6 protein-coding genes are annotated in these 26699 nt (G+C 56.8%); 4 read left to right on the top strand and 2 right to left on the bottom strand.

The genetic code is table 11. The annotated features are described in order from the left end of the window. The first annotated feature begins 268 nt into the window (after positions 1–268). The 4 genes from hflX (at position 269) to ABEA92_RS02805 (ending at position 7230) form a co-directional block, all read left to right on the top strand. On the top strand, positions 269–1657 hold the full coding sequence (hflX, locus tag ABEA92_RS02820) for a GTPase HflX (protein WP_345682274.1): 1389 nt from the start codon (positions 269–271) through the stop codon (positions 1655–1657). 309 nt (positions 1658–1966) lie between these two features. Continuing rightward, entirely contained in the window at positions 1967–2761 is a 795-nt protein-coding gene (locus ABEA92_RS02815; protein WP_425572381.1) for an SDR family NAD(P)-dependent oxidoreductase, read from the top strand. A 348-nt stretch (positions 2762–3109) separates the two neighbouring features. Then, the gene (locus ABEA92_RS02810; RefSeq protein WP_345682272.1) at positions 3110–4006 is read left to right on the top strand and encodes a plant Invertase/pectin methylesterase inhibitor family protein; all 897 of its coding nucleotides are present in this window, start codon (positions 3110–3112) and stop codon (positions 4004–4006) included. A gap of 434 nt (positions 4007–4440) precedes the next feature. Continuing rightward, entirely contained in the window at positions 4441–7230 is a 2790-nt protein-coding gene (locus ABEA92_RS02805; RefSeq protein WP_345682271.1) for an FtsK/SpoIIIE family DNA translocase, read from the top strand. Positions 7231–7321: 91 nt separating this feature from the next. On the opposite strand, the gene ABEA92_RS02800 is transcribed toward ABEA92_RS02805, so the two are convergent. Beyond that, positions 7322–9802, bottom strand: a complete 2481-nt coding sequence (locus ABEA92_RS02800; RefSeq protein WP_345682270.1) for a diguanylate cyclase — start codon at positions 9800–9802, stop codon at positions 7322–7324. Positions 9803–10222: 420 nt separating this feature from the next. After that, positions 10223–26644: a VCBS domain-containing protein gene (locus tag ABEA92_RS02795; RefSeq protein ID WP_345682269.1), complete on the bottom strand. Its 16422-nt coding sequence runs from the start codon at positions 26642–26644 to the stop codon at positions 10223–10225. Positions 26645–26699: the final 55 nt, after the last annotated feature.

The raw sequence follows: 26699 nt of genomic DNA, 5'->3' as shown, positions 1-26699 counted from the left end.
GGTGGACGGCAATTCTCGGCCGCGAATTGCGAACCTGTCCACGCGGCTGGCGGTCTGTGTGACAGCGGATGAACATTACGTTTCCCGAAACCAAAAAAACGCGAAGCCCTGAATTTTCTTTGGAAAAACGGTGCGAAATCGCCGAACTTTTTCCCGCACCGCCGCTGCGTTTGCCCCGCCGAACTGCTGTGCACAGTTACACACTTTTTGACTATAATGGCACTGACGCCCAGATTTAATCTTTCAATTGGAGGGACCTCCCTAAACCGTGCGAGAACAACACCAACTTCGCGATGATTCGCCCGAGCGAAGCATCTTGGCCCGCCTGATCCTGCCCGAGCAAACGGTCGAGGCGGACCCGCTGGAAGAACTTTACGGATTGGCCACAACCGCAGGAACCGAAGTCGTCGATGAGTTGATGCAGCGGTTGACGCGTCCAAATCATGGCACGTTTTTGGGGAAGGGAAAAGTCGAAGAGCTGCGGCTGATGGTCGAACGCCATGACGCCGACGTGGTCATTTTCGACAACGATCTGAACCCCGCTCAAGTCCGCAATCTCGAGAAGGCGATCGATGCCAAAGTGATCGACCGCACCGAATTGATTCTCGACATCTTTGCTGCTGGCGCCCGAACGTACGAAGCTCGTTTGGCGATCGAATTGGCTCAGCTCGAGTACTCGCTACCACGGCTGAAACGGATGTGGACCCACTTGTCGCGTCAAGCGATGGGCGTCGGCATGCGTGGTCCGGGTGAAAAGCAATTGGAAGTCGACCGTCGTTTGGCGCAGAAACGCATTCACGATCTGAAAGAAGAACTGTCCAAGGTCGAGCGTCGCCGTGAACAACAGGTCGAAGCGCGTAAAGAGGCACCGACGGTTTCGTTGGTCGGTTACACCAATGCCGGCAAGAGCACGTTGATGAACGCGTTGACCGCAGCCAACGTGCACGCCGCCGACAAATTGTTTGCCACGCTTGATACGCGAACACGACGTTGGCAATTGCCCGGTTGGGGAACCGTGCTGCTAAGTGACACGGTCGGGTTCATTCGTGATCTGCCTCACTCGTTGGTCGCCAGTTTCAAATCGACGCTCGAAGAAACGCGGCAAGCCGATTTGTTGTTGCACGTTGCCGACGCCAGCAGCCCGACGGTGTTCGAACAGATCAGCGCGGTCTATCGTGTGCTCGAGGAACTTCAGATCGAAGAGAAAGACACGCTGCTGGTGCTCAACAAGATCGATGCGATCAAGAGCTCTGCGGTGCTCAACCGAGTGCTCGATCGTTACCCCAATGCGATCCCGGTCAGTGCCAAGAGCAACACGGGTTTGGTTCCACTGATCGAAGCGGTGGGCGAGGCCCTGGGACGCGAGTTCTTTGATTTGGAAGTCGACGTGGCGCCGAGCGATGGTAAGTTGCTGGCGTATTTGGCGGCCAAAGGCGAAGTGTTGTCGCGAAAGTATGGCGAGGAAATGGTGACGATTCACGTCCGGGTTCCTGCCGGAGCGATGGGGCCAGTGCATCGCGACGCCGTGGCGATTCGGCACATGGACGAGCGTCCTGCGAAAGCGAAAGACGATCAGGCGACGGACGACGAAGCCTCTTCGATCTCAATCGACCTGCCATCGGTACCGTTGTCGGATTCGTCAAGCGAAGTCGCCTAATCAGCTCGCCGCTCGAACTCGTAGCGAAAGTCGCCAAGACTTTCGTCCGTCCAGTTGAACAGCGAAAGCCATCAACGGCTTGTTGATTTAGTGAAGTTTCCTGCGGCAAGGGATGTAGGATGGACTTCCGAGTCCGTCCATGGTGGATTCGACGGACTAGGAAGTCCATCGTACGACTAAATCGATACGCCCTTCAAAAGTTTCGTCCATCCAGTTGAACAACGAAAGTCTTGACGACTTCCGCTACTACGACTAACACGCTAATTCCTAGCTGCAGCGCAGCAATCACCACGAAAGTTTTGCGGATCAATGCGCTGGAAACCCAAGGATTCAATCGCCGTGGTCACTGGTGCTAGCAGCGGCATTGGCCACTGCTTGTGCGAATTGTTGCTCGATCGCGGCGCCACCGTCGTGGGAGTCGCACGGCGTGGCGAGCGGTTGGCGGATCTCGCAGCGAGAACCGGAACCGGTCGCTTCATTTCGGTTGTTGGTGACGTGACCGATGCCGGAGTGCGTGAGCAGATCTTGGCGGCGGCCGCCGACGTGGATGACGGTCGATTGGATCTACTGGTCAACAATGCAGGGATCGGTGCGATCGGCCCGTTTGCGGACGCCGACGAAGCTCGCTTGCGGCAAATCATGGAAGTCAATTTCTTTGCTCCCGCCGAATTGATGCGGGATGCGATCCCGATGCTGCGGCGAGGTCGGGCCCCGGTGATCTGTAACATCAGCAGCGTGCTGGGACACCGTGCCGTGCCGGACAAGAGTGAGTATTGTGCAAGCAAATTTGCCCTTCATGGATTGAGCGATTCGATCCGCGCCGAACTGGCTCGCGACTCGCACCATGGCAATTCCATTCAAGTGACATTGGTCAGTCCGAGCACGACGCGAAGTGAGTTTTTTGACTCGTTGATCGGTTCGGACGCGGCCGCCAAATCGAAAAGCATCGGCAGCTGGCCGCCCGAGAAGGTCGCCCGTGCAACGTTGGCGGCGATCGAGTCGCGACGAAGCGAGGTGATCCTCAGTCTTGCTGGCAAAGCATTGGTGTACGCCGACCGTATCTCGCCACCCTTGATGAATTCGATCCTGGCGCGGTCGAACTGAATCACGTTCGCCGCCCGTCCGCAACGCTTCACAGGCTGCTCTGCCGCCTTCGTTGCCATTCAGCTGTCGTTCGGTAGCGCAACGACTGCGCGTAACAACCGTCCGCAATGACGGCGTCTCAGAGACTCTGCGAGGTTCGGATAGCAGAAGGCAACGACGCCTATAAAATCCCGTATGGATAATTTTGGCGAGTATTCGGGGAATCAGTCGGAACTAAGCGATTTTCTTTGTGTTATTCAATCATCAATTTGCAATAGTAACGAGGTTGGCTTTGAGTTTTCTTGTTGCAAGTTGCCTTGAAATTTACGGTCCGCTCACACACTCTCCCTACTAACTTGGAATCTCGTCATGAATCACACAATGAATTTTCTTTCGGGAGCGCTGCTCTCGGTTTCCATTTCGGCAATATCGCTTGGCGGTGTTTCAGTGGCGAAGGCTGAAACGAAAACGGGCGAGGCAAAGACTGCACAAACGAAGACGGTTCAAACCGACGAAAAGGGACGCGCGATCCAGCGTGACTTGGACGAACGTCCTGATGAGACCCGCGGCTGGTTTGTTGTATCCAAGGCAACGTATTGGCCACTGTGTTATGACGCTCTCGATCGTCTCGAAGAATCGCGTTCGCTGGTGGGCACCGGGCAAAATGAAAAATTGGCTCACTCGCTTGAAAAGAACGCGGCTTGGTTGGATATGGCTGGGTCCGCAGCGATGACCGATGGGCATGCCGGAATCAACTCGTGTCGCGACCGCCTCGAGGAACTTGCCATCGCGTTGCGTAATGACGAGGACGTTCCGTCGGATCAAGACATCCACGACTGCATCACGCTGGGTGAATTGTGCATGGCCAAGTCGCATGTCATGCGAGCGGACGCTCCTGATCAAGCGGATGTGAAGATCGAGCAAAAACCGCTGAAAGACAAACCGACCCATGCATCGCTGAAAGAAGCCGAGAAGGAGATTCGGCAAGCACAGATGGAAGCGCGTGTGGCTCAGTACCGCTACGATGCGGGACAAAGTGTTCGTCATTTGGCCGTGGCGCAGACCTACCTGATGGAAGCGGCCAAGGCGGGAGGATTCGAGGTTCCCAAAACGATCGCGGCTGAATTGCCAGACCCCGACAGTTTCATGGACCGCGAAGACGTCACCGAAGAGTACGATGAAATGGTTCGCCCCCGAATCGAAGAAATGTTGACATTCATCGACAAGCAACGAAAGGCATTGATTGCCTCGATCGATCGCAAATAAATTGCTTATTTGCTATCAAGAGGCGATGGCCGTTGCGGTGCGAACCGCAACGGTAAGCCGTGGGCCCGCAGGGACCGAGTCGCATGTGGGACCCGGCCGTTGACGCGCGAGCGGCTCAATCAAGCAACAATCCGTCAAGAGTTTCGTCGCCACTCACAGCGCACCGCAAAATGCCTCTCTAGACGTTGGCGACACCTGATCTCGCATCGAGCCCCCCGAAAACGCACTCGCCGGGCTGGCTCGATCGATGGGGGAATCGGTTTACCGGTTGTCGTGATTATCCGGAATTGTGCGCTGGTTCGCAAAAGTTCGGTTGTAGCGGCGGTCGATAATCCTGGATGACGTTCTGCTTGGTTTTTATTCCTTGCTAGCGACCGATTCCCATCATCGCCCTCGGGCGTGCTGAGCCGGTCGCTGCAATGCTGTTTGGTTTTATGGCAAGTGCTGCTTCCAACGACGGTGCAAACGGAGACCGCGAAACGAACCTAGTTCGTGACGTCGTCGCTATCGTTTTGGTGGCGATGACTTTGATTGCGACCGTTTCGATCATCACCCGCAGCCCGGCGGACCCGATCGAAATGCCGGTCTGGCCCGTCAGCGCTCTATACGCTCCGAACAATTCGGTCTATCCGACCAACCCTACCGTGACCAATGCTTGCGGTTATTGGGGAGCGGTCATTTCCGCCGCGTTGTTGGACGCATTGGGATTGGCGGCGGGATTGGTGATCGCCGCAGGCGGCGGGGTGGCAACGGCGCTGTTGTACCGCGGCTATTTAAACGCGCCGGTGCTGCGATCACTCGGCGGAACCATTGTCGTGATCGGCGTGGCTACCGCGGGCGGTTTGTTGCCGATGAAGCTCGAGCAGATGCCGGTCGTGGGCAACGGTGGCTATCTAGGTGCGATGACCTCGACGTTTTTGCTCGAGCATTTCGCCCCCGCTGGCGCATGGATCTTGTCAATGACGGTGATCGCGGTTGGTTTGTTGCTGACAACCGACTACGCGCTGCTGTATGCCGGAAAGCGAATCTTAGCCAGCGGAGCGATGGTATCGAAAAGCGGCATGCGCCGCGCGGCCAAAGTCATGCCGATCACCGTGCGACGTCGCCGAGAAGCCTTCACCGATCTGGAAGAGCCCATCAAGATCGAAGGCGATGAGGTTGGAAAAGCAAATGCGACCGAACAAACCACGGCGGATGCGAATGTTGCAGAAGCAAACGATTGGGCCAATCGCGAACCGAAGATCAAGTTCAAAAAGTCCCGCCGCAAAATCGCCTCGACCAGCGAAACGGAATCTGCCGAGTCCGGCGCTGTAGAGACGGCAACGATGGATGCTCCGGAAACGCCCGCAAGCGATTCCGCGGTAGCAGCCTCGCACGATTCGGTCGTCGATTCGCCCATCGCCCACGAGCAGGAAGAATCCCACGACGAAACCGATGAACGTGAACCGGTCGTGCGCGATATCGAAGTGGACGATGAAACGCTGCATCTTCGACAGGATGAAAAACATCCGATGTCGAACCCAAAAATCAAAGTGCCCAAGCGAAAGCAGCAAGCCGACGCCAAGCAAGAGTTGTACGACAACGTGCAAGAAGCGGCTCCGTTCGGGTCCGAGGATTATCGTTTGCCGCCGATCGAATTGCTCGAACAGAGTGATGACGTCAGTTATGACGAACAACTGATCGAAGTGCGTCGCAAGGCTCAAATCCTGGAAGACACATTCAAGGATTTCGGATTCAACATTCGCGTCGTCGAAATCGAAACTGGACCGGTGATCGCGCAGTACGAAATCGAACTCGAAGCGGGATTGCGGCTGAGCAAAATTACCGGTTTGGCGGACGACTTGGCGATCGGTCTGCGGGTGCCAAGCGTTCGTATTGTCGCTCCCATCCCAGGGAAAAACACCGTTGGGATTGAAGTTCCCAATGAGAATCGACAAGTCGTGCGTCTGCGTGACGTGATCGAAGAATCGGACATGAGCCGTTCGAAGATGAACATCCCGGTGTTCTTGGGCAAAGACGTGTCCGGCAATCCAATGGTTGTCGGTCTCGAAAAAATGCCTCACCTGTTGATCGCAGGTCGTACGGGTACGGGTAAGAGTGTTTGTTTGAATGCGATCATCACTTCGGTGCTGATGATGTGTCGGCCGGACGAAGTTCGCATGCTGATGATCGACCCCAAGATGGTGGAATTGAGTGGCTATGGTCGGCTGCCTCACTTGATGCATCCGGTGATCACCGACATGAAAAAGGCCGAAGCGATCTTGGCGTGGGCGGTCGAGAAGATGGAAGAGCGTTATTCGCTATTAGCCAAAGCCGGCGTGCGTCACATCAATAGCTACAACGATCTTGGCCGCGAAGAGATCCTGCGTCGGTTGGATATGGAGGATGCCGAAGACACCGATAGCGTGCCGGATAAATTGCCGTTCATCGTGATCATCGCCGACGAGATGGCGGACTTGATGATGACCGCCGGAAAAGATGTGGAAACGCATATCATCCGCTTGGCACAAAAGAGTCGTGCGGTGGGAATCCACTTGATCCTAGCAACGCAGAAACCGACCGTGGACGTCATCACCGGTTTGATCAAGAGTAACTTGCCGGCGCGATTGAGTTTCCAAGTGGCAAGTAAGACCGACAGCCGCGTCGTGTTGGACGAAAACGGTGCCGACAAATTGCTTGGCAACGGTGACATGTTGTTCTTGTGGCCCGGAACCAGCACCTTGATTCGTGGACAAGGTACCTATTTGTCGGACGAAGAGATCGATGCCGTCGTCGATCACTGCAGTCTTGGCGAACAGAATTTTGTCGGCGAGTTGATGAACTTGAAAGTCGACGACGGAGACGACGCAGAGGCGGGGGCAGTCGGTGACATCAAGAACCGCGACGAGTTGTACGAAAGTGCGATCGAGGTCGTGATCCGCGAAGGCCGTGGGTCGTTGTCATTGCTGCAGCGATGTCTTGGGATTGGCTATGGTCGTGCCGCTCGGCTGATCGATTTCATGGCCGAAGACAAGATCGTCGGCGAATACAACGGATCGAAGTCACGCGAAGTGTTGTTGACGATGGAAGCATGGCAGAAGATGCAAGGATTGGATCCCGAAGAGGGGGATGATCCAGGCGATGGCAATGTCATCGAAGGTTCCGTCGCCAGCGACGACGATGATGATTCGGATGAGTACGAAGAAGAAGAGTATGAAGAGTACGAGGAAGACGACACCGTCTAATCGCATCGTCCCGCCAATCACGATTTCGTTGGCCCGCCGTGGATAGCGGCGCGGGGCCTGCCCTGCAAATTTCGAACGTCTTTTCGCGACGCTAGTCCGCTTGGAAACTTCGCGACGTTTCCAGCTCCAATGCATCACGCAAGAATTCGGATTGTGCCGCTCGAGCGGTGTCAAGCAGTTCGTTGGTATCACGCAGCAGCATGGTCCACTGCAAATCTTCGGTGTTCGTGATGTCACAAATGTGATTGGCCGCTTCGGTGATCGAATCAAGACCACAGCTGCTGGCGGTGATCGCCAACAGTGATGCGTGTTCCTGTAGAGCCCGCAAATCTTGTTGGTTCAATGCGGCGGCGAGCCGTTCCACGTTCAATCCGATTTGGATCGCAGCTTGTTTGCCCAGTGCGAACGCGCCGGATGCGACTGCAAGTGCCCGTTCGTCGATCGTGCTGGCAAAATGCTCGACGACTTCGGGATCGAATTGAGTTCCCGCACACCGGCGTAGCTCTGCGATCGCTTCTTCATGCGAACTCTGCTCACGGTAGACGCTGTTTGAGATCATCGCGTCATAGCTGTCGGCGACTGTCAGCAGTTTGGCACACCATGCAACTTGTTCGTCCTCGATGGTTTGCAATTCGGAAAGCGGGCGTGATCGTTGGCCTTGCAACCGAATCGCTTGATGAGCCGAGATGATGGCGGTCAACTCATCGCAATTGAATGTGTTGGTGACGATTTCGACGCCGATCCGATCGTTCCGGCTCATGAATTCCCACTCTTGTTCGGTCAAGCTTCCCGGTTTGTTCAAGATGTTATCGGGAACGCCCACCTTGCCAATGTCATGCAGCAACGCGGCAATCTCAAGGACATAGATTTTCGCGGGATCCAGGACATTGGCGGCAGCGCGTGAACACCAATGGGCAACGCGGCGACTGTGTTCGGCCGTTTTCGCGTCACGATAAGACAGTGCTGACATCAATGCGGTCACCGCTTGATACGAGATGTCCAATCGCTTCGGTTTCGCAGCGGCTTGGTTTTGCGCGGCGTCTTCCATCGATTGCATGTTCATGTTGTACGCAATCACGCGATTTCGACCTTCGCGTTTGGCGACGTACAAACAGGCGTCCGCTTGATTGATCAATTCTTGAGGATCGGACGGATTGAAACGCAGTTCCGACACCCCGAGACTGGCGGTTAACGTCAGTTCGGCTGGGTCTTCGAGTCGAATTGCGGCGATGGCCTCGCGAGTCTTCTCTGCTTCCTCGATCGCTTGCTGCAGCGTCATGTTCGGGAACACGACACAGAACTCTTCACCACCGTACCGACAAACCAAGCCGTGGTCTTGGTGCAGTTCGCGAATCACTTTGGACACACGGCGAAGTACTTCGTCACCGATGTGGTGGCCGTACGTGTCGTTGACACTCTTGAAGTGGTCATTGTCGACCATGATGCACGACAGCGGTGTGTTGTCGGTGTGGGCGGTTCGCCAGTGAGCGTCAAAACGCTCGAAGAACGCACGTCGGTTCAAACAACCAGTCAATGCGTCTTGAGTGGCAAGGATTTCGAGTTCGGTGTTTTTGCGTTCGATCTCGTCGCGGCTGCTGCGAAGCATGCCAAGCATCTTTTCGAGTTCTTCGCGATGTTCTTCGACATGCGTCACATCACGGAACGTTGCCAAGGCACCACGTTGGTTGTCGTCGCCACCAAGCGGAGCGGCATTGACCGAGAAAATGCGTTTGCGTCCGTCGACCAAACGGTAATGCAGCATCTGTTCGGATTGAAGTTCGGATTGATCGATCGCGGCAATCCACGGATAGGTCACCGCTTCGTCGGCTTCGGATTCGCTGCTTTGCGGGACCGTCCACGACAACTCGCTCGCTTTCTGCTTGACCAGGTCCTCAAGTGGGATCCCGATTGTTTCGGTAAAGGCGCGGTTGGCGAGCACGATTTGACCATGCTCGTCCAGCACCAACAATCCTTCGGCCAATGTATCCAAGGCGCGGCGGACCCGATCAGGAACGACCTGAGTCTTGCGAAACACGCCCATGATCTTGGCGACGAACAACGTGTACGATGCAAGCCCTGCGATCACAAAGAATCCGACCAAACGATAAACCGAATGCTCGGTAAGCGGAGCCCACGCGGTCGATTCCGGTTTGCGGAAACAGAATTCAACATTGCCCCACGGACGCCGATTCAGCGTGATCGGGACACGCATCCCTTCGACACGATCGCCTTCACCATCCGTATTGTTTTCTTCGAAGTGAGCCCACATCTCACGATGATGGCCGGTGTCCAATCGCAACGTTCCCAGATCGCTGCGTAGACCGATCGATAAGATGTCTTCATTTCGCTCGACCTGTGTTCGCAGGATCGTGGTTAAATCGACCCATTGTTGACGACGCACGTGGGCTGACGCATTGATGGCGATCGATTCGCAATACTGTTGACGTGCACGCATCTCGACCGCGTCAACGTCTGGGATGAGACCCAGCCATTGACCGCCGAGGATAAGGCTGACGCCGACGCACACCAGTGCGAACGCCAATCTCAACGATGCGATGAACTCACGTAACAACGAAAACGAGTCCTAGAGCGGTTTCAGATGGATGGAAGGATGTAAAAACGCAATGTCCGTCTTGATGGACGTCACGCTCAATTGTTGATTACGGCTAAAACGACTACTGTAAAAACGATTCGATAATTGATCCGGCAGGGTATTGTCCGGTAGAGTTGATCGATCGTAACGGTTATGACCATCGAGGCTGTGCGAACGTGATGTTGGGGTCGTGCGAGTTAGGATGGTGTGGGGCGACAAATCCGGAATCTTTGTCGCGTTTCGAGTTTGCATCGGGCAAAACAGGTGCTAAGTCAGTCGCGATTTGACCCGCGGAATGCTCAGTGGCAAATGCTGTAAACGCAAACGGTCAAAGGTGGATCCGAATGAGCCACCGGTTGGGAAGGCGTTCACGGTAATGGTTGTCAAATTCGAAGGACGTTAATCAAGGAACGATTCGATCCCCGTTTCTTTCTTTGGATCGCCTGTCCGGTAGGCGGTCAACAGCTCCGTGGGGTCAATCATCCGCCACGCCGGCATGCTGCCGAAAATGGTGGTTAGCAACACGCCACCGCGAAGGGCCCAAAGGACGTAGCCCACGGTGGCAAGCCCGGTTCCCGCACCGATCGCGCCGACTTGATCTATACCAAAGAACATGGATTCGTTGTTTGCCATCTGTTCTTCGTGCCATTGTTCCCAACTGATGGCGTGGGTCAGGTCCGCTACAAGTAGCTGTTCCAGGATTTGCATTCCGATGTTGACCCGGTGCCGAACTTGCATTTCCGATGAACCGCCGAACGTGAACTCGGGCCCGCGAAATTCCTGTTGGTTGCCGACTGCGCTGGCTTGCATCCCGAGTGAATCGCCGGCGTCCGAGGATGGTCGCAAGCGGGCTGATTGAACTTCCGATGACGCGTCGAGGTTGTCGTCGGATAGATTCTGTGCGCTGCCTAGCGGCGGCGTGGCAGGGCCGCCACGCGGCGCCGTGGGGCCATTTTCGGTTTCTGCATCATTTTCGTTGCTGTCGTCATCGGACGAATCGCCGCTGCCGTGTTGATCGCCGGAGTCGTTGTCTTCTTGATCACCCGAGCTTCCTCCGTCGTTCGAATCGCCTCCGCTGTTACCGCCACCTCCGCCTGCCGCGTTGACGGTGATCGTGACGGTGACAACATTGCTGTCAAAGTTTCCATCGTTGGCGACATAGGTGAAGGTATCGGTTCCAAAGAAGCCGTTGGCAGGAGTGTAGACAAAACTGCCGTCAAGTCGCTCGAGCAAAACACCATGACTGGGCCCCGACACGAGGTGCAGTTGCAGCAGATCACCGTCGATATCGGTATCGTTAGCGAGTACCCCAGGGGCGGCGATCGACAATGTTTGGCCTGAGTTGACCGAATATTGATCGTGTTGAGCGACCGGAAGTTCGTTCTCGTTGAGGACGTTGATGGTGAAATTCGTAAGGCTGACCGATCCGTCACTGGATCGCGACTGGACCGTGATCGTGTGAGAGCTTTGGCTTTCGTAGTCAAACGTTCCCGCGACGGTGACGACCCCTGTGTTGGAATCGATCGCAAAACGTCCTCCGGCGTCATCGCTTAGCGAATAAGTGACGAGATTGTTCGTGCCATCGGCATCCGTAGCCCGTGCTGTCAATCCGACCAACGTCATCGTCGACGCGTTCTCGCTGACTTCATTCGCCGAAGCGTCGATATCCACCGCCGCAGTGACGTCATGTTCGTCGACATCGGTCAAGTGAATGGTGACGGTTTCTTCGTATTGTCCGCCCGCTTGGTCGGTCACGCGAATGGTGATGTCGTGTTGCGTCGCTGTTTCGTAGTCAAGTCGGCTCGAATCCATGACGCGGATGTTGCCCGCTGCATCGATCTTAAAACGGCCCCCCGCATCGTCGCTCAGTGCAAAGATGAACGAGTCACCCGCGTCGATGTCATACGCGGTAACGCTGCCAACCACCTGATCATCAGCGAGGTTCTCGGCGATTGTTAAATCGGTGGTGGTGATGTCATACGGGCTGTCATTGCTACCCCGGATCGTGATCGTGATTTCGGCGGTACTATCGAGTCCGTCGGTGTCGACCATCGTGTAGGTGAACACGTCGGTCAACGTGTCGCCTGAGGTCCGAAGTGCCTGAACCGCGGCGTTGTTGTTGTCGACGACGTAGCTGTAGGAACCATCGGAATTGATCGTGATATCGCCGTACGCTCCCGATACTCCGGTGGCCACCGAGCCCGACGCACTGGCTTGCGAGCCGGCCGCAACGCCGCTGACCGTTTTTGTATCGCCTGAGTCCAAATCGGTGTCATTGGTCAACACGTTGCCGGTCGGATTCGTGCCCGCGGAGGCGTTCCCTACTCCACCCGCTTCGACAGCGGTGGCCGTATCGTCGACGCCAATCGGAGCGTCGTTGGCCCCTTGGATGGTGACCGTGACTTGAGTGGTCGAGGCCGCGCCGTCGGCGTCGATCATTGTGTAGGTGAATACGTCGGTGAGCGTATCACTGCTGGTCCGCAGCGCCTGCACCGCGGAGTTGTTGTTATCGACGGTGTAGGTGTAGACGCCATTGGCGGCGATGGTGATCGAACCATAGCTGCCGGTGACGGCCGATCCCACCGAACCGCTTGCCGACGCTTGTACCCCGGCGGCCACGCCATCGACCGTTTTGGTATCACCCGAGTCGACATCGGTATCGTTGGCCAAAACGTTGCCGGTCGGATCGGTCCCGGGGGTACCGCCAGCGTACCCACCCGCCGTAACCGCGGTGGGAGTGTCAACGACGGCGATGGGATCATCGTTCGCCCCATGCAGTGTGATCGTGATCTGGGCCGTTGATTCGAGTCCCGCAGCATCCGATACGGTGTACGAGAAGACGTCAGTCAGCGTGTCACTCGGCGTTCGCAGTGCCTGGACGGTTGCATTGTTGTTGTCGACGTTGTACGTGTAGCTACCGTCGGAGTTGATCGTGATGGTGCCGTAGTTTCCTGTGACCGCCGAACCGACCGAACCGCTAGTTGATCCCACGACGCCTTGTGCCGCTCCGGTGATCGTCCACGTGTCGCCCGAGTCGACTTGGTCATCGTTGCTGAGCACATTGCCCGACGGATCGGTGCCCGCGGTGCCGTTGGCAACGCCGCCAGCTTCGTAGGCATGGTCGCTGTCAACGATGGCCACCGGAGCATCGTTGGCCCCTTGGATGGTGATCGTGACTTGAGTGGTGGACTCGGCTCCCGACGCGTCCTGGACGGTGTAGGTGAAGACATCCGTCAGCGTGTCGCTATTGGAAAGCAGGTCTTGGACATCAGGATTGTTATTATCGACGGTATAGCTGTAGCTGCCGTTCGAGGCGATGTTGATCGATCCATACGTCCCAGCGACATTTGCCCCAACGTTGCCTGTTGCGGATGCGGCAACGCCCGCGGCGACGCCGCTAACATTTCGGGTGTCGCCGGCATCCGCGTCGGAGTCATTATCCAGTACGTTTCCGGTTGGATTGACACCTGCCGTCCCGTTGGCAATGCCGCCTGCCTCAGTGGCGACATTGGTGTCGGCCACCACGGCGACGGGGTCGTTGACGTCGGTGACCACGGTGGATGCGGTGGCCGATTCGCTTGAGTACGCAGAGGTCCCATCACCACCGCTGGGGTCGGCGTAGGATGGCGAGCCAAAAGTTGACGGCGAACCGGTCGTCATATCCCAAGCAACAAAGTCAAACGTCGCCGTTTCGCCATTGTTCGCATCAGGCGAGAAGCGAATTTGTGTCGACGCACTCAATAGCAACGCGTTGGTCGGGGTGATTCCGCTAAAGGAGGTCCAGTTTGTCCCATCGGTCGAATATTGCCAATTGCCGTTGCTGTTAACCCCGGTGACGGCGATTCCCTTGGCCGCGGCGGTGTCCACGTCGGCCCAGCCCGCCGAAGCCAGAATCGAATTGACATCGGTCGGACTGGAAGCGGTGTCTTCGTTCGTGCCAGGCAAGTTGACGGTGGCTGCATTGGTGATCGTCGGTGCGTCGTTGACCGAGGTGACGGTCACCATGGCAGTGCCGACATTGCTGCTAAACTCGGTGGTTCCACCCGTTGCCGTCGTGCTGACCTTGCTTCCTTCGGTTCCGTTGGTTTGGTCCCAAGCGACAAACGAGATCGACGTGGTTTCGCCGTTCATTGCATCCGGGACATAACGCAGATAGTCACTTGCGCGTAGCAGCAACGAAGCGCTGGTGTTGACGGTCCCGATGTCAATCCAGGCGGTGCCGTCGAGTGAATATTGCCACGTTCCGTTGCCGCCGCTGATCGATTGAACCGCGATCCCCTCGTTTGCGGCAGCGTCGACATCGGTGACCCGGTCGCCCGACAAACTGGCCAATATCGAAGCGACGGTGTTGCCAGGGTTGCTGGTTTCGTCCTCGCTGATCTCGGTCAAGGTGAACGTCTCGGAATTGTCCAGCACCGGGGCGTCATTGACGGCGGTCACGTCGATGGTGATCGTGTTGGGAGTACCGTCGAACGTGCTGTTTGCATCGGCCACGCTAAAGGCAATCGTCGCGTACGCCGTCGCATTCGCGTTGGCTGCGGGGGTGAAAACCAGTTTGTTTGCGTTGATGTCAGCGATCGAGATGACTTGTCCCGAGGTCACCGGGCCGCTGCCGAGCAAGGTGAGTGTGCCCGCGGCGGGTAACGCATCGATTCGAACCGCGGTCATCGATTCACCGCTGTCGACATCGGTAAAACCAAAGTCGGCTGCCGTCAACGTCAACGAGGTGTCTTCGTTGATGGTCTTTGTCACGTCCGCGGCGTCGGGAGCATCGTTGGCACCTTCGATCGTGATCGTCACTTGGGCGGTACTCTGCATTCCGCCTGAATCGTTCATCGTGTAGGTGAATACATCGGTCAAGGTATCGCCACTGTTTCGCAGTGCTTGTACCGCGGCATTGTTGTTGTCGACCGTGTAGACATACGCCCCGTTGGCTGCGATCTGTAGCGTGCCATAGAGCCCCGCGACATCGCTGCCCACATTGTTCGACGCGCTGCCGACCGTGCCCGCAGCGACGCCAACGATGGTTTGGGTGTCTCCGCCGTCCGGGTCGGTGTCGTTGCTTAGCACGTTTCCGGTGGGATTGGTTCCAGCGGTGCCGTTGCTGACGCCACCCGCTTCGACGGCGGTATCGGTATCCGCGTTTGCAGTCGGAGCCACGTTGACGGCGAAATTGACTCCGAATTCGGACGTGTTTCCTGAACTGTCGGTAGCGGTCGCGGTGATCGTGGCGTTTTGGCTCAGCCCCAATCCGGTGACATCCAGCGTGCCGCTAAAGTTACCGCTAGCATCGGTGGTCAAGAATCCAAGATAGGTTTGGCCGCTACCATTGGCGAAGCTTTCGTCGCTGATGAAGAACTCGACACGCGAATTCGCGAACGTCGCCTGGTTCGCAGCGGAACCGACGTAACCGGCCAACGATAGATCATTACTGACGAGATTGGCGGTGGCGACCACTGGCGAGTCCATCATTAAGTTGGCTGCACCGCTCGTCGTCGCACCATCGTTGGTGGTGATGCCGTCGTCGTTCAGATCGATGCCAATCCCCGCGTTGCCAAAGATGCTGTTCCGCTGAATCGTGTTGCCGACGGAATTCCCAATGACCTTGATGCCACCCCCAACTCCGTTACGAGCAATCGTGTTTCCGGCTGCCGCAGTTGTGCCGCCGATTCGTGTGTTGGATGAACCGCTTGCAATCCAAATGCCAGTCATTTGAACGGAGCTAAGTGCAGTGGTGGTCGTCGCACCGATCCCGATGCGATTGCCTTCGATCACGGTTCCATCCGCAGTCGGGCCGACGAACACACCGCCAGTGGAATTGGTATTTCCCGAGATCACGTTGCCGGCGCCCGCAGCAGTACCGCCGATTTGAACGTTGTCACCCGATTGATTGACAATCCCCCAGCGGCCATTTCCAAGTGCGGTGTCACCGGTCACATCGACTCCGATGTAGTTACCTTGGATGGTCGTGGTGTCGCCACCTGCGTTGATCCAGATGCCGGCACCCCCATTGCCCGAAATCACATTGCGAGACGACGTGGTTGTCCCGCCAATCGTGCTACCCGAACCACCGGCAATATAAATACCACCCGTTGCGGAATTGTCTGCACCGTTGGCAATCGCACTCGTGCCTGCGGAATCGGTGCCGATGAAATTGCCTTGAATCGTTGTGTTGCTCGCCGCGGTATAAACGCCGTAATTTGCGTTCCCTGAGATCAGGTTTCCAGCGCCCGTGGCGGTTCCGCCGATCGTGTTGCCCGCCGCGGTGGAAGCGATGTTGATCCCCGCGTTGCCGTTCCCCACGGCCGCGGTTCCGGTGGCGTTGGTTCCGATGTAGTTGCCTTGGACCAGGTTCCCAGTCGCAGAAGTGCCTGTAATATAGATCCCGTCGGTGGTGTTACCGGAGATGACGTTGCGTGCCAGCGACGTCGTACCACCGATCGTGGTGTTGCCGACATTGTTGATGTAGACGCCCGTGCTGTTGGCGATCGCCGAGGTGCCGGTGACATCCAGCCCGATGAAATTTCCAGCAACGGTGTTACCCGCGGCGCTAACGTAGACGCCTGAACTGAGGTTGCCAGAGATCAGATTGCCAGCGCCGCTGACGGTACCTCCGATGGCGTTGGCGGATGCGTTGTTCAGCAGGCTGACGCCGAAACGCGAGTTTCCGATCGCGGCGGTTCCCGCGGCGTTGGTGCCGATGTAGTTGCCGTGGATTTGATTGCCGGTGGCGGTGGCGCCACTGATGTAGATTCCATCGAGCGTGTTTCCCGAAATCACGTTCCGCGCTGCCGCCGTGGTGCCACCGATCAAGTTGTCGGTCGAGCTAAGCACATGCACACCGTAGTTGTTGGCAATCGCGGCCGTGCCCGATGCATTCAACCCGATGGTGTTTCCGGCGACGGTGTTGTCGGATGCATTGACGTACACACCATAGCCGGTGTTGCCGGAAATCACGTTGCCGGCACCTGCGACGGAACCGCCGATCGTATTGTTCGCGGCACTGGCGGCAATGCTGACACCGGCCGTCGTATTGGCGACCGCAGCATCGCCCGCTGCGTTGGTCCCGATATAGTTGCCTTGGACTTGATTTCCCGTCGATCCCGATCCACTAATGTAGACGCCGTAGGATGTGTTGCCCGAAATCACATTGCGTTCATTGACGCTCGCGCCACCGATGGTGTTGTTGGCGGCGTGGTAGATGTACACGCCGGTGCCGTTGGCGACCGCCGAGGTGCCTGCCGCATTGAGTCCAACAGAGTTCGCTATGACCAGATTGCCGCCGCTGGCGATATAGATCCCCGTGTTCGAGTTCCCCGAGATCACGTTGCCAGCACCCGCAGCGCTGCCGCCGACGGTGACTCCGGTGGCATTGGTGGTCAATCCGACCCCTTTGATCAAGTTGGCAATGCCTGCGTCCCCCGCAGCGTTAGTGCCGATGTAGTTGCCTTCGATCCGCGTTCCGGCCGAAGAGGCTCCCGTCACCAACACGCCGTCAATGCTGTTGCCCGAGATCACATTTCTCGCACCGGCCGACGTGCCACCGATCAACGTGTTCGCTGCATTCAGTAGATAAACACCGCGAGTATTCGCGATCGCGGCGGTGCCCGCGGCGTTCAATCCGATCAGATTTCCCGCGACAATGTTATCCGAGCTGCTGATGTACACACCGGCGGTGGTGTTGCCAGAGATCACGTTTCGGTCGCCCGCAGCCGAGCCGCCGATCGTGTTGTTGTTCGCGCCGTTGGTCACGTTGACGCCATAGACATTGCTCTGGCCACTTGTTCCGTCGACGCTGGTGCCGAGAAAGTTACCGACAATGGTATTGTTGTCGCTGTTGTTGATCTCGATGCCGCTGCCGCTAAAACGATTGATCGCCAAGCCGCGAATCGTACTGCCATCCGATCCTGCCACCAACTTCAATCCGCTTGCTCCCGCGCCGGTGTTCGTTCCGTCAAGCTCGATGTGCAGGACCGCGTTGCTACCGTTGGCCGCCGTATTGAGACTTGATCCGGATTGCGTATACCCGTCAATCGTGATCGCTTCGGTGACGCTCGGCAGCACGCTCAGCAGACCGATTGTGTGCACACCGGCACCAGCGATGTCGAAGCTGATCGTATCCAAGCCCGCGGTGTTATTCGCAGCGATGATCGCCTCACGAAGACTGATCTCGCCATCGGTTCCCTTGTTTGCGTTTAGCCATTCAATGTCATAGCTGGCGCCGACCGCGATGCTGCTGTCATTGTTGTCCACCGCGGTTGTCACGACCAATGTATTGGAAACATCGGTGACGGTGACCATGATCGTTTGCGAATCGGAGAGCGTCCCATCGGAAACCTGAACGATGACTTCATACGTATTGTCGCCACCGACGTCATCGGGATTTTCAAAGTCGGGTGCAGCGATGAACGTCAACTCTCCCGTGCCGCTATCGATGCTAAACAAGGCCTGATCGGCGCCGCCCGCTTTTGAATACGTCAACGTTTGCGCCGGCTGGTCAATGTCGTCCGCCGTCACCGTGGTGACGGCGGTCGTGTTTTCTTGGATATTGATGTTGGCGGTGTCAGCACCTCCATCGCTGGTGATCACGGGGGCATCATTTACTTCCGTGATGTCGACGTTAACCGATCCTAAATTGACATCGTTGCCACCACCGGTGCCGGTGTTACCGTTGTCATTGACCTTGACCGTAATCGTGTCAGCATTGTCGCCAGCGGTATCCGCGACGCTATGGAGGTAGGTGATATTGCTGGCGGTATCCAGGTAGGTGTTCAAATCGGCTAGGGTACCGGTCAAGGTTAAAAGCCCCGTCCCACTGCCACCGATCGTAACGCCACCACCACTGTTGGCGGTCAAGTTACCACCGCTTGCCGTCGTCAAGGTTACCGTCAGATTGCCGCCGCCATGGTCGACGTCACTCAAATCGATTTGCGACAGATCCACCTCGCCCGACACCCCTTCGGTGACCGAGATGTCGCTTGGCAGACTGCCGGCGTTCGTCGGATCATCGTTAGTGGCAATGATGTTGACGGTCATCACGTCGGTGACATAGTAACTGGATCCGAATCCTTGTGCCCCCGCGTTGCCATCGAGGAAATACCACAACAACTCGACCGACGCCTCGGGTGAGTCGCTGTTGTTGGCGTACGTCATTTGGCGGAAAACGTTGTTGACATCCGTTTGGTCCGGAACCTCGCCATTGGCGTCGGTAAACGTGATGACGACAAGCCCAGGTGTCGTGATGTTAAATGTCGCGATGATTTGACCATTCTTGTATAGCGAGTCTGCGGAAAAACTCAGCCCATTGCCATCGCTAAATCCAAACACATCGTCCGCGTTGGTGCCTTCGCGTCGAAGGAGCGCAATCGTCGAACCGCTAAAGTTACCGGACGTACTTAGTTCTTGGTCGAATACACTGACGCTGTTGTCCAGCACCACTGCCGCGGAACCTTCGACGTAGGTAGGGTTTGCATCGATCCGATTGGCGGTCGGCGCAAAATCAGTATCTAGACTGCCGTCCGCGTTGTACTGATTCAACAAGAATCCGGTGTTTTGCACGTTGCCGGCAACCGAAATGCCTCCACCCGCCAGCAGTTGCACGTTGTAGCCGTACTCTTCGCTGCCATTGACCACGGTTATGACCGTGCCGACCGAATTGAAATGGGTGTCAAGAGATCCGTCGGCGTTGTATTGTTGCAGCATCACGTCGTTGCTGCCCATCAAATCGGTGCTTCCTGCCACAACGATTCTTTGCGTCGCGGTGATCGCAACGCTATAGGCTCGTTCGGTCGCCCCTAAATCGGAGGTTTGCAGGCCGTCGGTATCAAAGGACGTATCGAGGGATCCGTCGCTGTTGTAGCGAGCGAGTGCAAAGTCCAAGTTGGCGGTACCGGCGGCCACAATTTTGCCATCGGACTGTTGAGCCAATCCGCTGATGATTTCGTCACCCATTCCAAAATCAGTCGTCAACAATCCATCGGCGTCAAAGCTGGTGTCCAACACGCCGGCGGAAGTCAACCGGGCCAGCGCAAATTGGTCATTGCTTTTTCCGCCGAGTACAATCTTGCCGTCTTTTTGGATGAGCAGTGCATTTGCGACATCGTCGGAACTCGCTCCAAAATCGATCTCGACTTTGCCATCACCGCTGAAAGTGGTGTCAAGCGACCCGTCGGTGTTGTAACGCACCACGGCAAAGTTATTACCGCCGGCATCGGTGGTCCCCGCAGCGACGATCTTGCCGTCGCTTTGGATCGCGATCGCGGCGGCCGAGTCGATTCCACCCGCGTCGGTAATTGCGTAACCGTCGCTGTCGAAACTTGTATCGAGCACGCCGGCGGTGTTAAAGCGAGCAACGATCAAATCGTTGTCGAACGTGCCCAAGACGACGATTTTGCCGTCGGATTGCAGGGCGACATCCACCGCCATTTCACTGCCACCGGCATCCAGCGTCGCGATCCCATCGCCGCCGCCAAAGGTCAAGTCGAGCTCGCCATTGCTGTGGAAACGCACGACCGTGATGTCGTTGTCGTTAAAGTACGAGGAACCGACCATCACAATTTTGCCGTCGGTTTGGACCACGCTACTGAATCCAAGATCGAACAGGCTGTCGGGAATGGGCAACGTCGTGCTGCCGTCGCCATCAGTGCCGAACACCGGTGCGTCGTTTAGCGGAACCACGTCAATCGTGACGGTATCGACCGACCGCAGATTGTCCGCTGCTAGATTCGCAATCTCATCAGCCGAAAGCGCACGGCTGTAAATCCTTGCTTCGTCAATCAAACCGTCAAAATCGTACATCGTCGAACCATTGGCATGGTAGCCAATCGTCGTTTTGCTGTAGTCGTCATAGACAATGCTGGACGTCGAATTGCTTTGCGCCACACGTTGGCCATCGATGTAAAGCTGTTGACGATTGTTGACGTCATCGAATGTGAATGCGACGTGATGCCAACCCGTTCCCTCGATAAAACGACCCGAGGCAACGGAAACCCATGAACTGCCGTCGTAGAAGATCCCCGAGACGCCGTTGCCATTTTCATCGAGCCGCAGTATTAGCGAATCCGCGATACTGATCACTTCGGACCCTTGCGAACCGCTCGCGGTCAAATTGACCCACGCGGCAAGCGTCACATTAGCCGAACTGCCCAGGGTCCCGGTGATGTCGATACCGTCGCCGCTGCCATCTAGAGTCAGTACGGTGCCACGATCCGCGCCGACCACCGTCGACGCGTTCCCCTGCATGACGCCATCGTGCGACGTCCCTGCACTGTCATCACTCGCATCGCCAGAATCAAAACTGTAGTGCCCCTCTAAATCGGCGACGGACGAGGTGGTCATCTGCAGGTTCACGGCACCGCTGAAGTGGGCGTCCGGTTGAAACACCATCCCTTCAAACGCCGCGTTCAAATCCGATTCGGTCCCCTCGATCACCATCGTATCGCTTGTGTTCGCACCGCTTATGATGGTCAATCCCGTGGTTTGCGATAGCGTCAGGATGCCGTCGGTAACCGAGATCGAAACCTGCAATCGGTTGTTGCTGGGACCGCCATCGCTAACGGTAATCGCATTGCCGGTTGCAGCGCCAAAGACGACGGGATAATCTTCGGCCACCGTTTGGGTGCCTGGCACCGATTGTTCCGCTTCGCCACTGACGTTCTTGACAAGTACATCAAAGGTCTTGTCGTACGAGTGCCCGCTGGCGGCCGTCACACGCACGGTGACGCTGTGCGTGGTGTCGGTTTCGGTATCAAGCAGCGATCGATCGGCAACCGTGATTTGACCGTTGTCTGCATCGATTGCGAAGGCACCCGCGGTGGTTTGTGATGCGATCGAGTAGTTCAGCTCGTTCGTCTGGTCCAACACCGCGTCGGCATCCCACTGCACCACGTAACCATAGCTGGACGAACTGTCGCGTTCACCCCATTGTCCGGTCCCGGTGATCCGAGCAAAGTCATGGTCGGGCGAGACGGCGTTGGGTTCGCCCGAAATCCAATTGGTGTAGGCGTCGTTCTGCACGCTGCCCGTGGACGTTCCCAGCCAGAATGAGTCACCATCCGCATCACCGGCTTGCCATTGCCATAGCCCTTCGATGGTTTGGTCGGATGCACCGATCCACAAATCGGCACCCACCGTGTTGCGAAAATCGGTGATCAATTCGTTTTCGGCCGCTGAATGAATGGTAACCAATTCACCCGAGACCCCACTCAGTGTCGATGACACGGCGGCGGTTTGCGAATTCGCCCACGTTTGTGCAGCGCTGATCGTCTTGTAAAACTTGCCGGTGACGGCGCTGTAAACCAGATCTGGATCTGCGGCCAACAGCGACGCGATCTTGGCATCCCGGTCGGCATCGGTAGCCACGACGCTGCCGATGACCGTGCCAGTGTTGGCGTTTTCATCGACTAAAAACGTCAATGACGGCGTGCTGGCAGTAAAGCCGCTTTGCGACGTGTGATTGACTGTTAAATTGTTGCCGCTGACCGATTCAGTGATCACGCCGTCGGATGACAAGTGGTCAAAGTCCCACTGCGCCAACAAGCCGCTTGTATCGTGTGGCAAACTTGAGTTATAGGTCGCCGCAATCTCGGCTTTGCTGCGAACGTCGTCGAAAACACGGACGTTGTAGTAAGTGCCATGAAACGTCTGGCTGGTGTCAAAGTTTGTTCCGTTTCCGTCTTGTTCCTGACCAAACTGCAACGTGCCTCCGGCGTCAAAGGTTTGACCGGTGTTCAATCCGGTACCGCTGTCGACCAAGATGCCGTTGACAAACACCTGCCAATCACCCGCGGCATTGTCCCAAGTCACCGCCAACGATTGCATCTCGCCGTCGGACAAACTGCGATAGTCGATTGCGCTGGATGACGTGAGCCCGCCGTTGAAATACAGCCCAAGATTGCCCGCGGCGTCAATGTACAGCAACAGCTCGTTGTCGGTTGACGGGGATGCATAGGCAAATAGCGGCTGTGCGCCATTGGTGTCGGTCGATGAATACTGGACCTCGATCGTAATCGATGTACGCCCCCCGAGAATGGCGCCGCCGTCATCGGCGACTAAGTAGACGTCGTCACCACCGTCCTCATTGATACTCAATCCGCCATCGCCCGTGGTCTCGGCATCGACCGTGATCGTGCTGACCGCCGTCGTGCTGGCCAACGACAATCCCCATGGTTGCTCTTGCCACGTGGCGGTATTCAGACCAATGTCGTCGCCTTGAAAGAATACCGACGCCGTCGCCGCGCTGGTGGCTCCTGTTTCGGTGACGTTCAGCAAAAAGATGTCGTCACGGGTTGTGGCAATTCCGCCAATCGCGTTGTCGTCGACGTGCAGCGTCGCCAACAATTGGCCACTGGTCAGCGTGGTATCACCAATCCGAATGCTTCGTTCAACAAGGTCCAGTCCGCGGAAACCAGTATCGACGCCAAAGTCGGTGCCATCAAGAAAGATCGACATCGTTCCCGAGCTCGTTGCCCCCAACGTGCCCGGTTCATAGCGATAGACTCGATTGCTAAATCCGGCGTGCGAAATCAGAAAGTCGCCCGCGTTTAGATTCGTCGGCGTCGTGGTTCCCACCGTGGTCGCTTCTTCGACTAAGGTGAACGCGTTGATGTCCAAATTGCCGATCACGTCGGAACCATCGAACAATAACGACAGCGTCCCGCTCGAATAATTTCCAACGGTCACCGGCCGGAATAGCAAAATGTCATGCGCGTAAATTTGCTCGCTGCCGCCATTGATCCATTCTTCGGTGACGGTAGAAAACAGCACATCGCCTTCGAGAAGTTGGATGTTGTTGCTGCCGACCACCAGATCGCGACCGACATAGTGGATCCCACTCAGCCTCGCATCGCCGTCATCTACCAGATCGTCGATGTTGAACACCGACGTCAACGTCCCGCTGGTCGAGCCGCTAAAACCGAGGTTGGGATCCCCTAGCTGCAATACGGTGCCGCCACTCCACGAATCGAGTCCCGCGACACCGCTGCCGGTCACGTCGTTTTCGGTGTTCAGCCACAGATAGGCAGCGGCAGGACGCGAGAATTTGGCCACGAACGCGTCGCTCGCACCCGCACTAGACTCGTCGTAGGCACCGGAGGTGGTGTCGAAGTCCGACGATTGAGTCTGACCAACGACGTAGATGCTATCTGCCGAGTCCAAGTCGATCGCAAACCCGTATTCATTCGCACTGCCGCCAAGGTACGTGGAATAGACGAGGTCCGATGCACCACCGCCAAGCGGGTTGATCGCGGTGAGAAACGCGTCGGTGGTTCCACCTTTGCTGGTGGAATGAGCATCCGTGGTTGTCGGAAGGTTGGTGGAGTAGGTCGTACCGATGATCCACGCTACGCCAGACGAATCGACTGCCACGCCACCCGCTTCATCGGTTGCGGTGCCGCCGAGTGCGGTGGAATACGCGAGTGAAGCAGCACCGCTAAGCGACGTGTCAAAGACCGACAGGAAGGCATCGTCGTTTGAACCGGAGATCGATGTTTTGTAGGCACCGGCCGTGACGTCAAAGTCCGTCGAAATCGTCAATCCGACCACATAGGCTCGACCATTGGCATCCAACGCGATCGACGACGCTTGCTCGGCCATGCTGCCACCGAGATAGCTGCTGTAGCCCAGATCGCTGTTGCCGCCTCCGAGCGGATGGAACTTGGCGATGAAAACGTCTTGTCCGCCCCCGCTTGTGCTTTGAAACGCATTGCCGGTGACCGCCATGTCGCTGCTGCTGGTAACACCGGTGATGTAGACGGCACCGGAGTCATCGATCGCGATATCCCTGGCCTCATCAGCCGCCGATCCACCAAAGTAGCTGCCGTAGTCGATGCTCGATCCGTCCGCACTGAAGACCGCTAAAAACGCATCTCGTCCGCCACCAAACGTGGACTGGTACGACCCCGCAGTGGTGAATGATCCAATCGAACCGGTCAATACACCCGTCACATACGCTTGCCCCGAATCGTTGACGGCGACGCCATAGGCCGAATCATTCGATAGATTCGATCCAATGTAGCTGCCGTACAGGATCGATGATCCGGCACTGTCTAACTTCAACACAAAACCATCCGACGCTCCGCTGAGCGTTTCGTCATACGCGCCGCTCGTCGTGGTGAAGTCTGCAGATGCCGTTTTACCGACAACATACGCATTACCGCTGGCATCGATGTCGATGTCGTATCCGACGTCATCACCGCTGCCGCCGATGTAGGTGGTATACAAGACGGTGCTGCCATCGGCGGCCAATTTCGTGACGAACACATCGTCGCTGCCGGTGGTACCGAACGGGCCGGTCGTCGCGGGGAAATCCGCCGATGCCGTGCTGCCGGTGACGTAAGCGTTCCCAGCGGCGTCGACGGCGATCGCATTTGCCGATTCGGTACCCAGCCCGCCTAGGTACGTGCCGTAATCCATGATCGGATCGATCACCAATTCACGCGAATGATCGTACGCCCCTAACTCGAAACCGATGCTTCCATCGTCGCGAATCACATAGCGGCTTTCGATCGTTTCACGGACACCGCTGGTGGATTGTTGGTAACTGTAGGGAGCACGAAAGCGAACCGTTTGCTCGTTGCCCGCCAATACCATGACCAATTCACCACTGTCACTAACCGATACCGATTCGGCACCTAACATTTGCAGTGTGATTTGGTTGGCATCCGCTCCCGCCGCGACGATGAAATCGTATTCGAGCTGTTGTCCGTGACCATAGTAACGGACGTCGATCCCATCATAAATATCGTCGTACTGGACGGCAGTAAAGTTGGCGACGTCACGAATCCAATCCTGCTGGGCACCCACCAAATAGTTGCTGCGCGCAATCAATTCATCGACACCGACCACCGAAGTCGGCTGATTTTGTGTGACGACGTCCAGTGTAAATACCGCGCCATCGAGGTTCACCACCGCATCGCCATCGCTCAAGAAGACGGTGAAGCCGTTACCCCGTGAAAGGAAATCAACCGCGTCATCGCTCTGGCCAACGTTTTCTTCGAACGACAGCGGGATGCCGGCGGAGTCGGATTGGGGGGCGTTACCCGACTCCGCCGCGGCAGCGGAAAGCATCCCGAACCACTCCTGTGACTGAAGCACATTGGCAAGGTCGACCTCACCCACGGTGTACTCGAGTTCCCAGTCGCCGCCGAGCGATGCGTGTCCGGTTACATCATCACTTGCCGCGACGTCACAATCACAGACAATCGCCAGGATGTCGATCAAATCCCGCCCTGATTCGGTAGACGCCAGATCACAACCGTAGATCAGTAGGTCTGCGCCGCTGTCCAACGCGTGACCCCACGAAGCGATCTCGCCGGCATAATCGGGTGCGGCCTCGAGATCCAAGCGTGTGTTACCCAGCTGGATTCCCTCGCCGTCACCGTGGCTGATCAAATGCACCGCATTAACGCTACTCAACGGGTGAAGCGTCTCGGTGATCTGCAGCAAGCCATCTTGATCGGGCTGCAATCGCACGACCAACCACTGCGTCGCCGCGTCGGCGGCCGCACGCAAACCATCCACCAAGGCGTCCGCATCCTCGACTCCCGCATCGACAAAGATCACTTCGATCGGTTGTGCGGGGTCAAAGACATCCGCGTCGGCAACATCAACACTGCGAAAATCGACGGGGGCATCGTCCGCAGGTTGCGGCGGAGCAGAGGAGGGCAACGCGGGGGCGGCTTCGCCGTCGGCCTCGGACAATTGACTCAATAGCGCCGAGGCGAGCTCATGATCCATGTCCATCGAGCCATCGAGATCGTTCACGCCATCGCTGCTAAGCAGGATGCGATCTTCGAGAGGGTAAAAGTCGAATTCGCGACTCATCGATTTATCGGTCCATTGAGATACATCGCCGGGACAAACTGACGTGGCGACCTGA

This window comes from Novipirellula caenicola (assembly GCF_039545035.1).
Lineage (GTDB): Bacteria > Planctomycetota > Planctomycetia > Pirellulales > Pirellulaceae > Novipirellula > Novipirellula caenicola.
The sequence above is the reverse complement of the archived record's forward strand: the minus strand, read 5'-3'. Positions and strand labels throughout refer to the sequence as shown.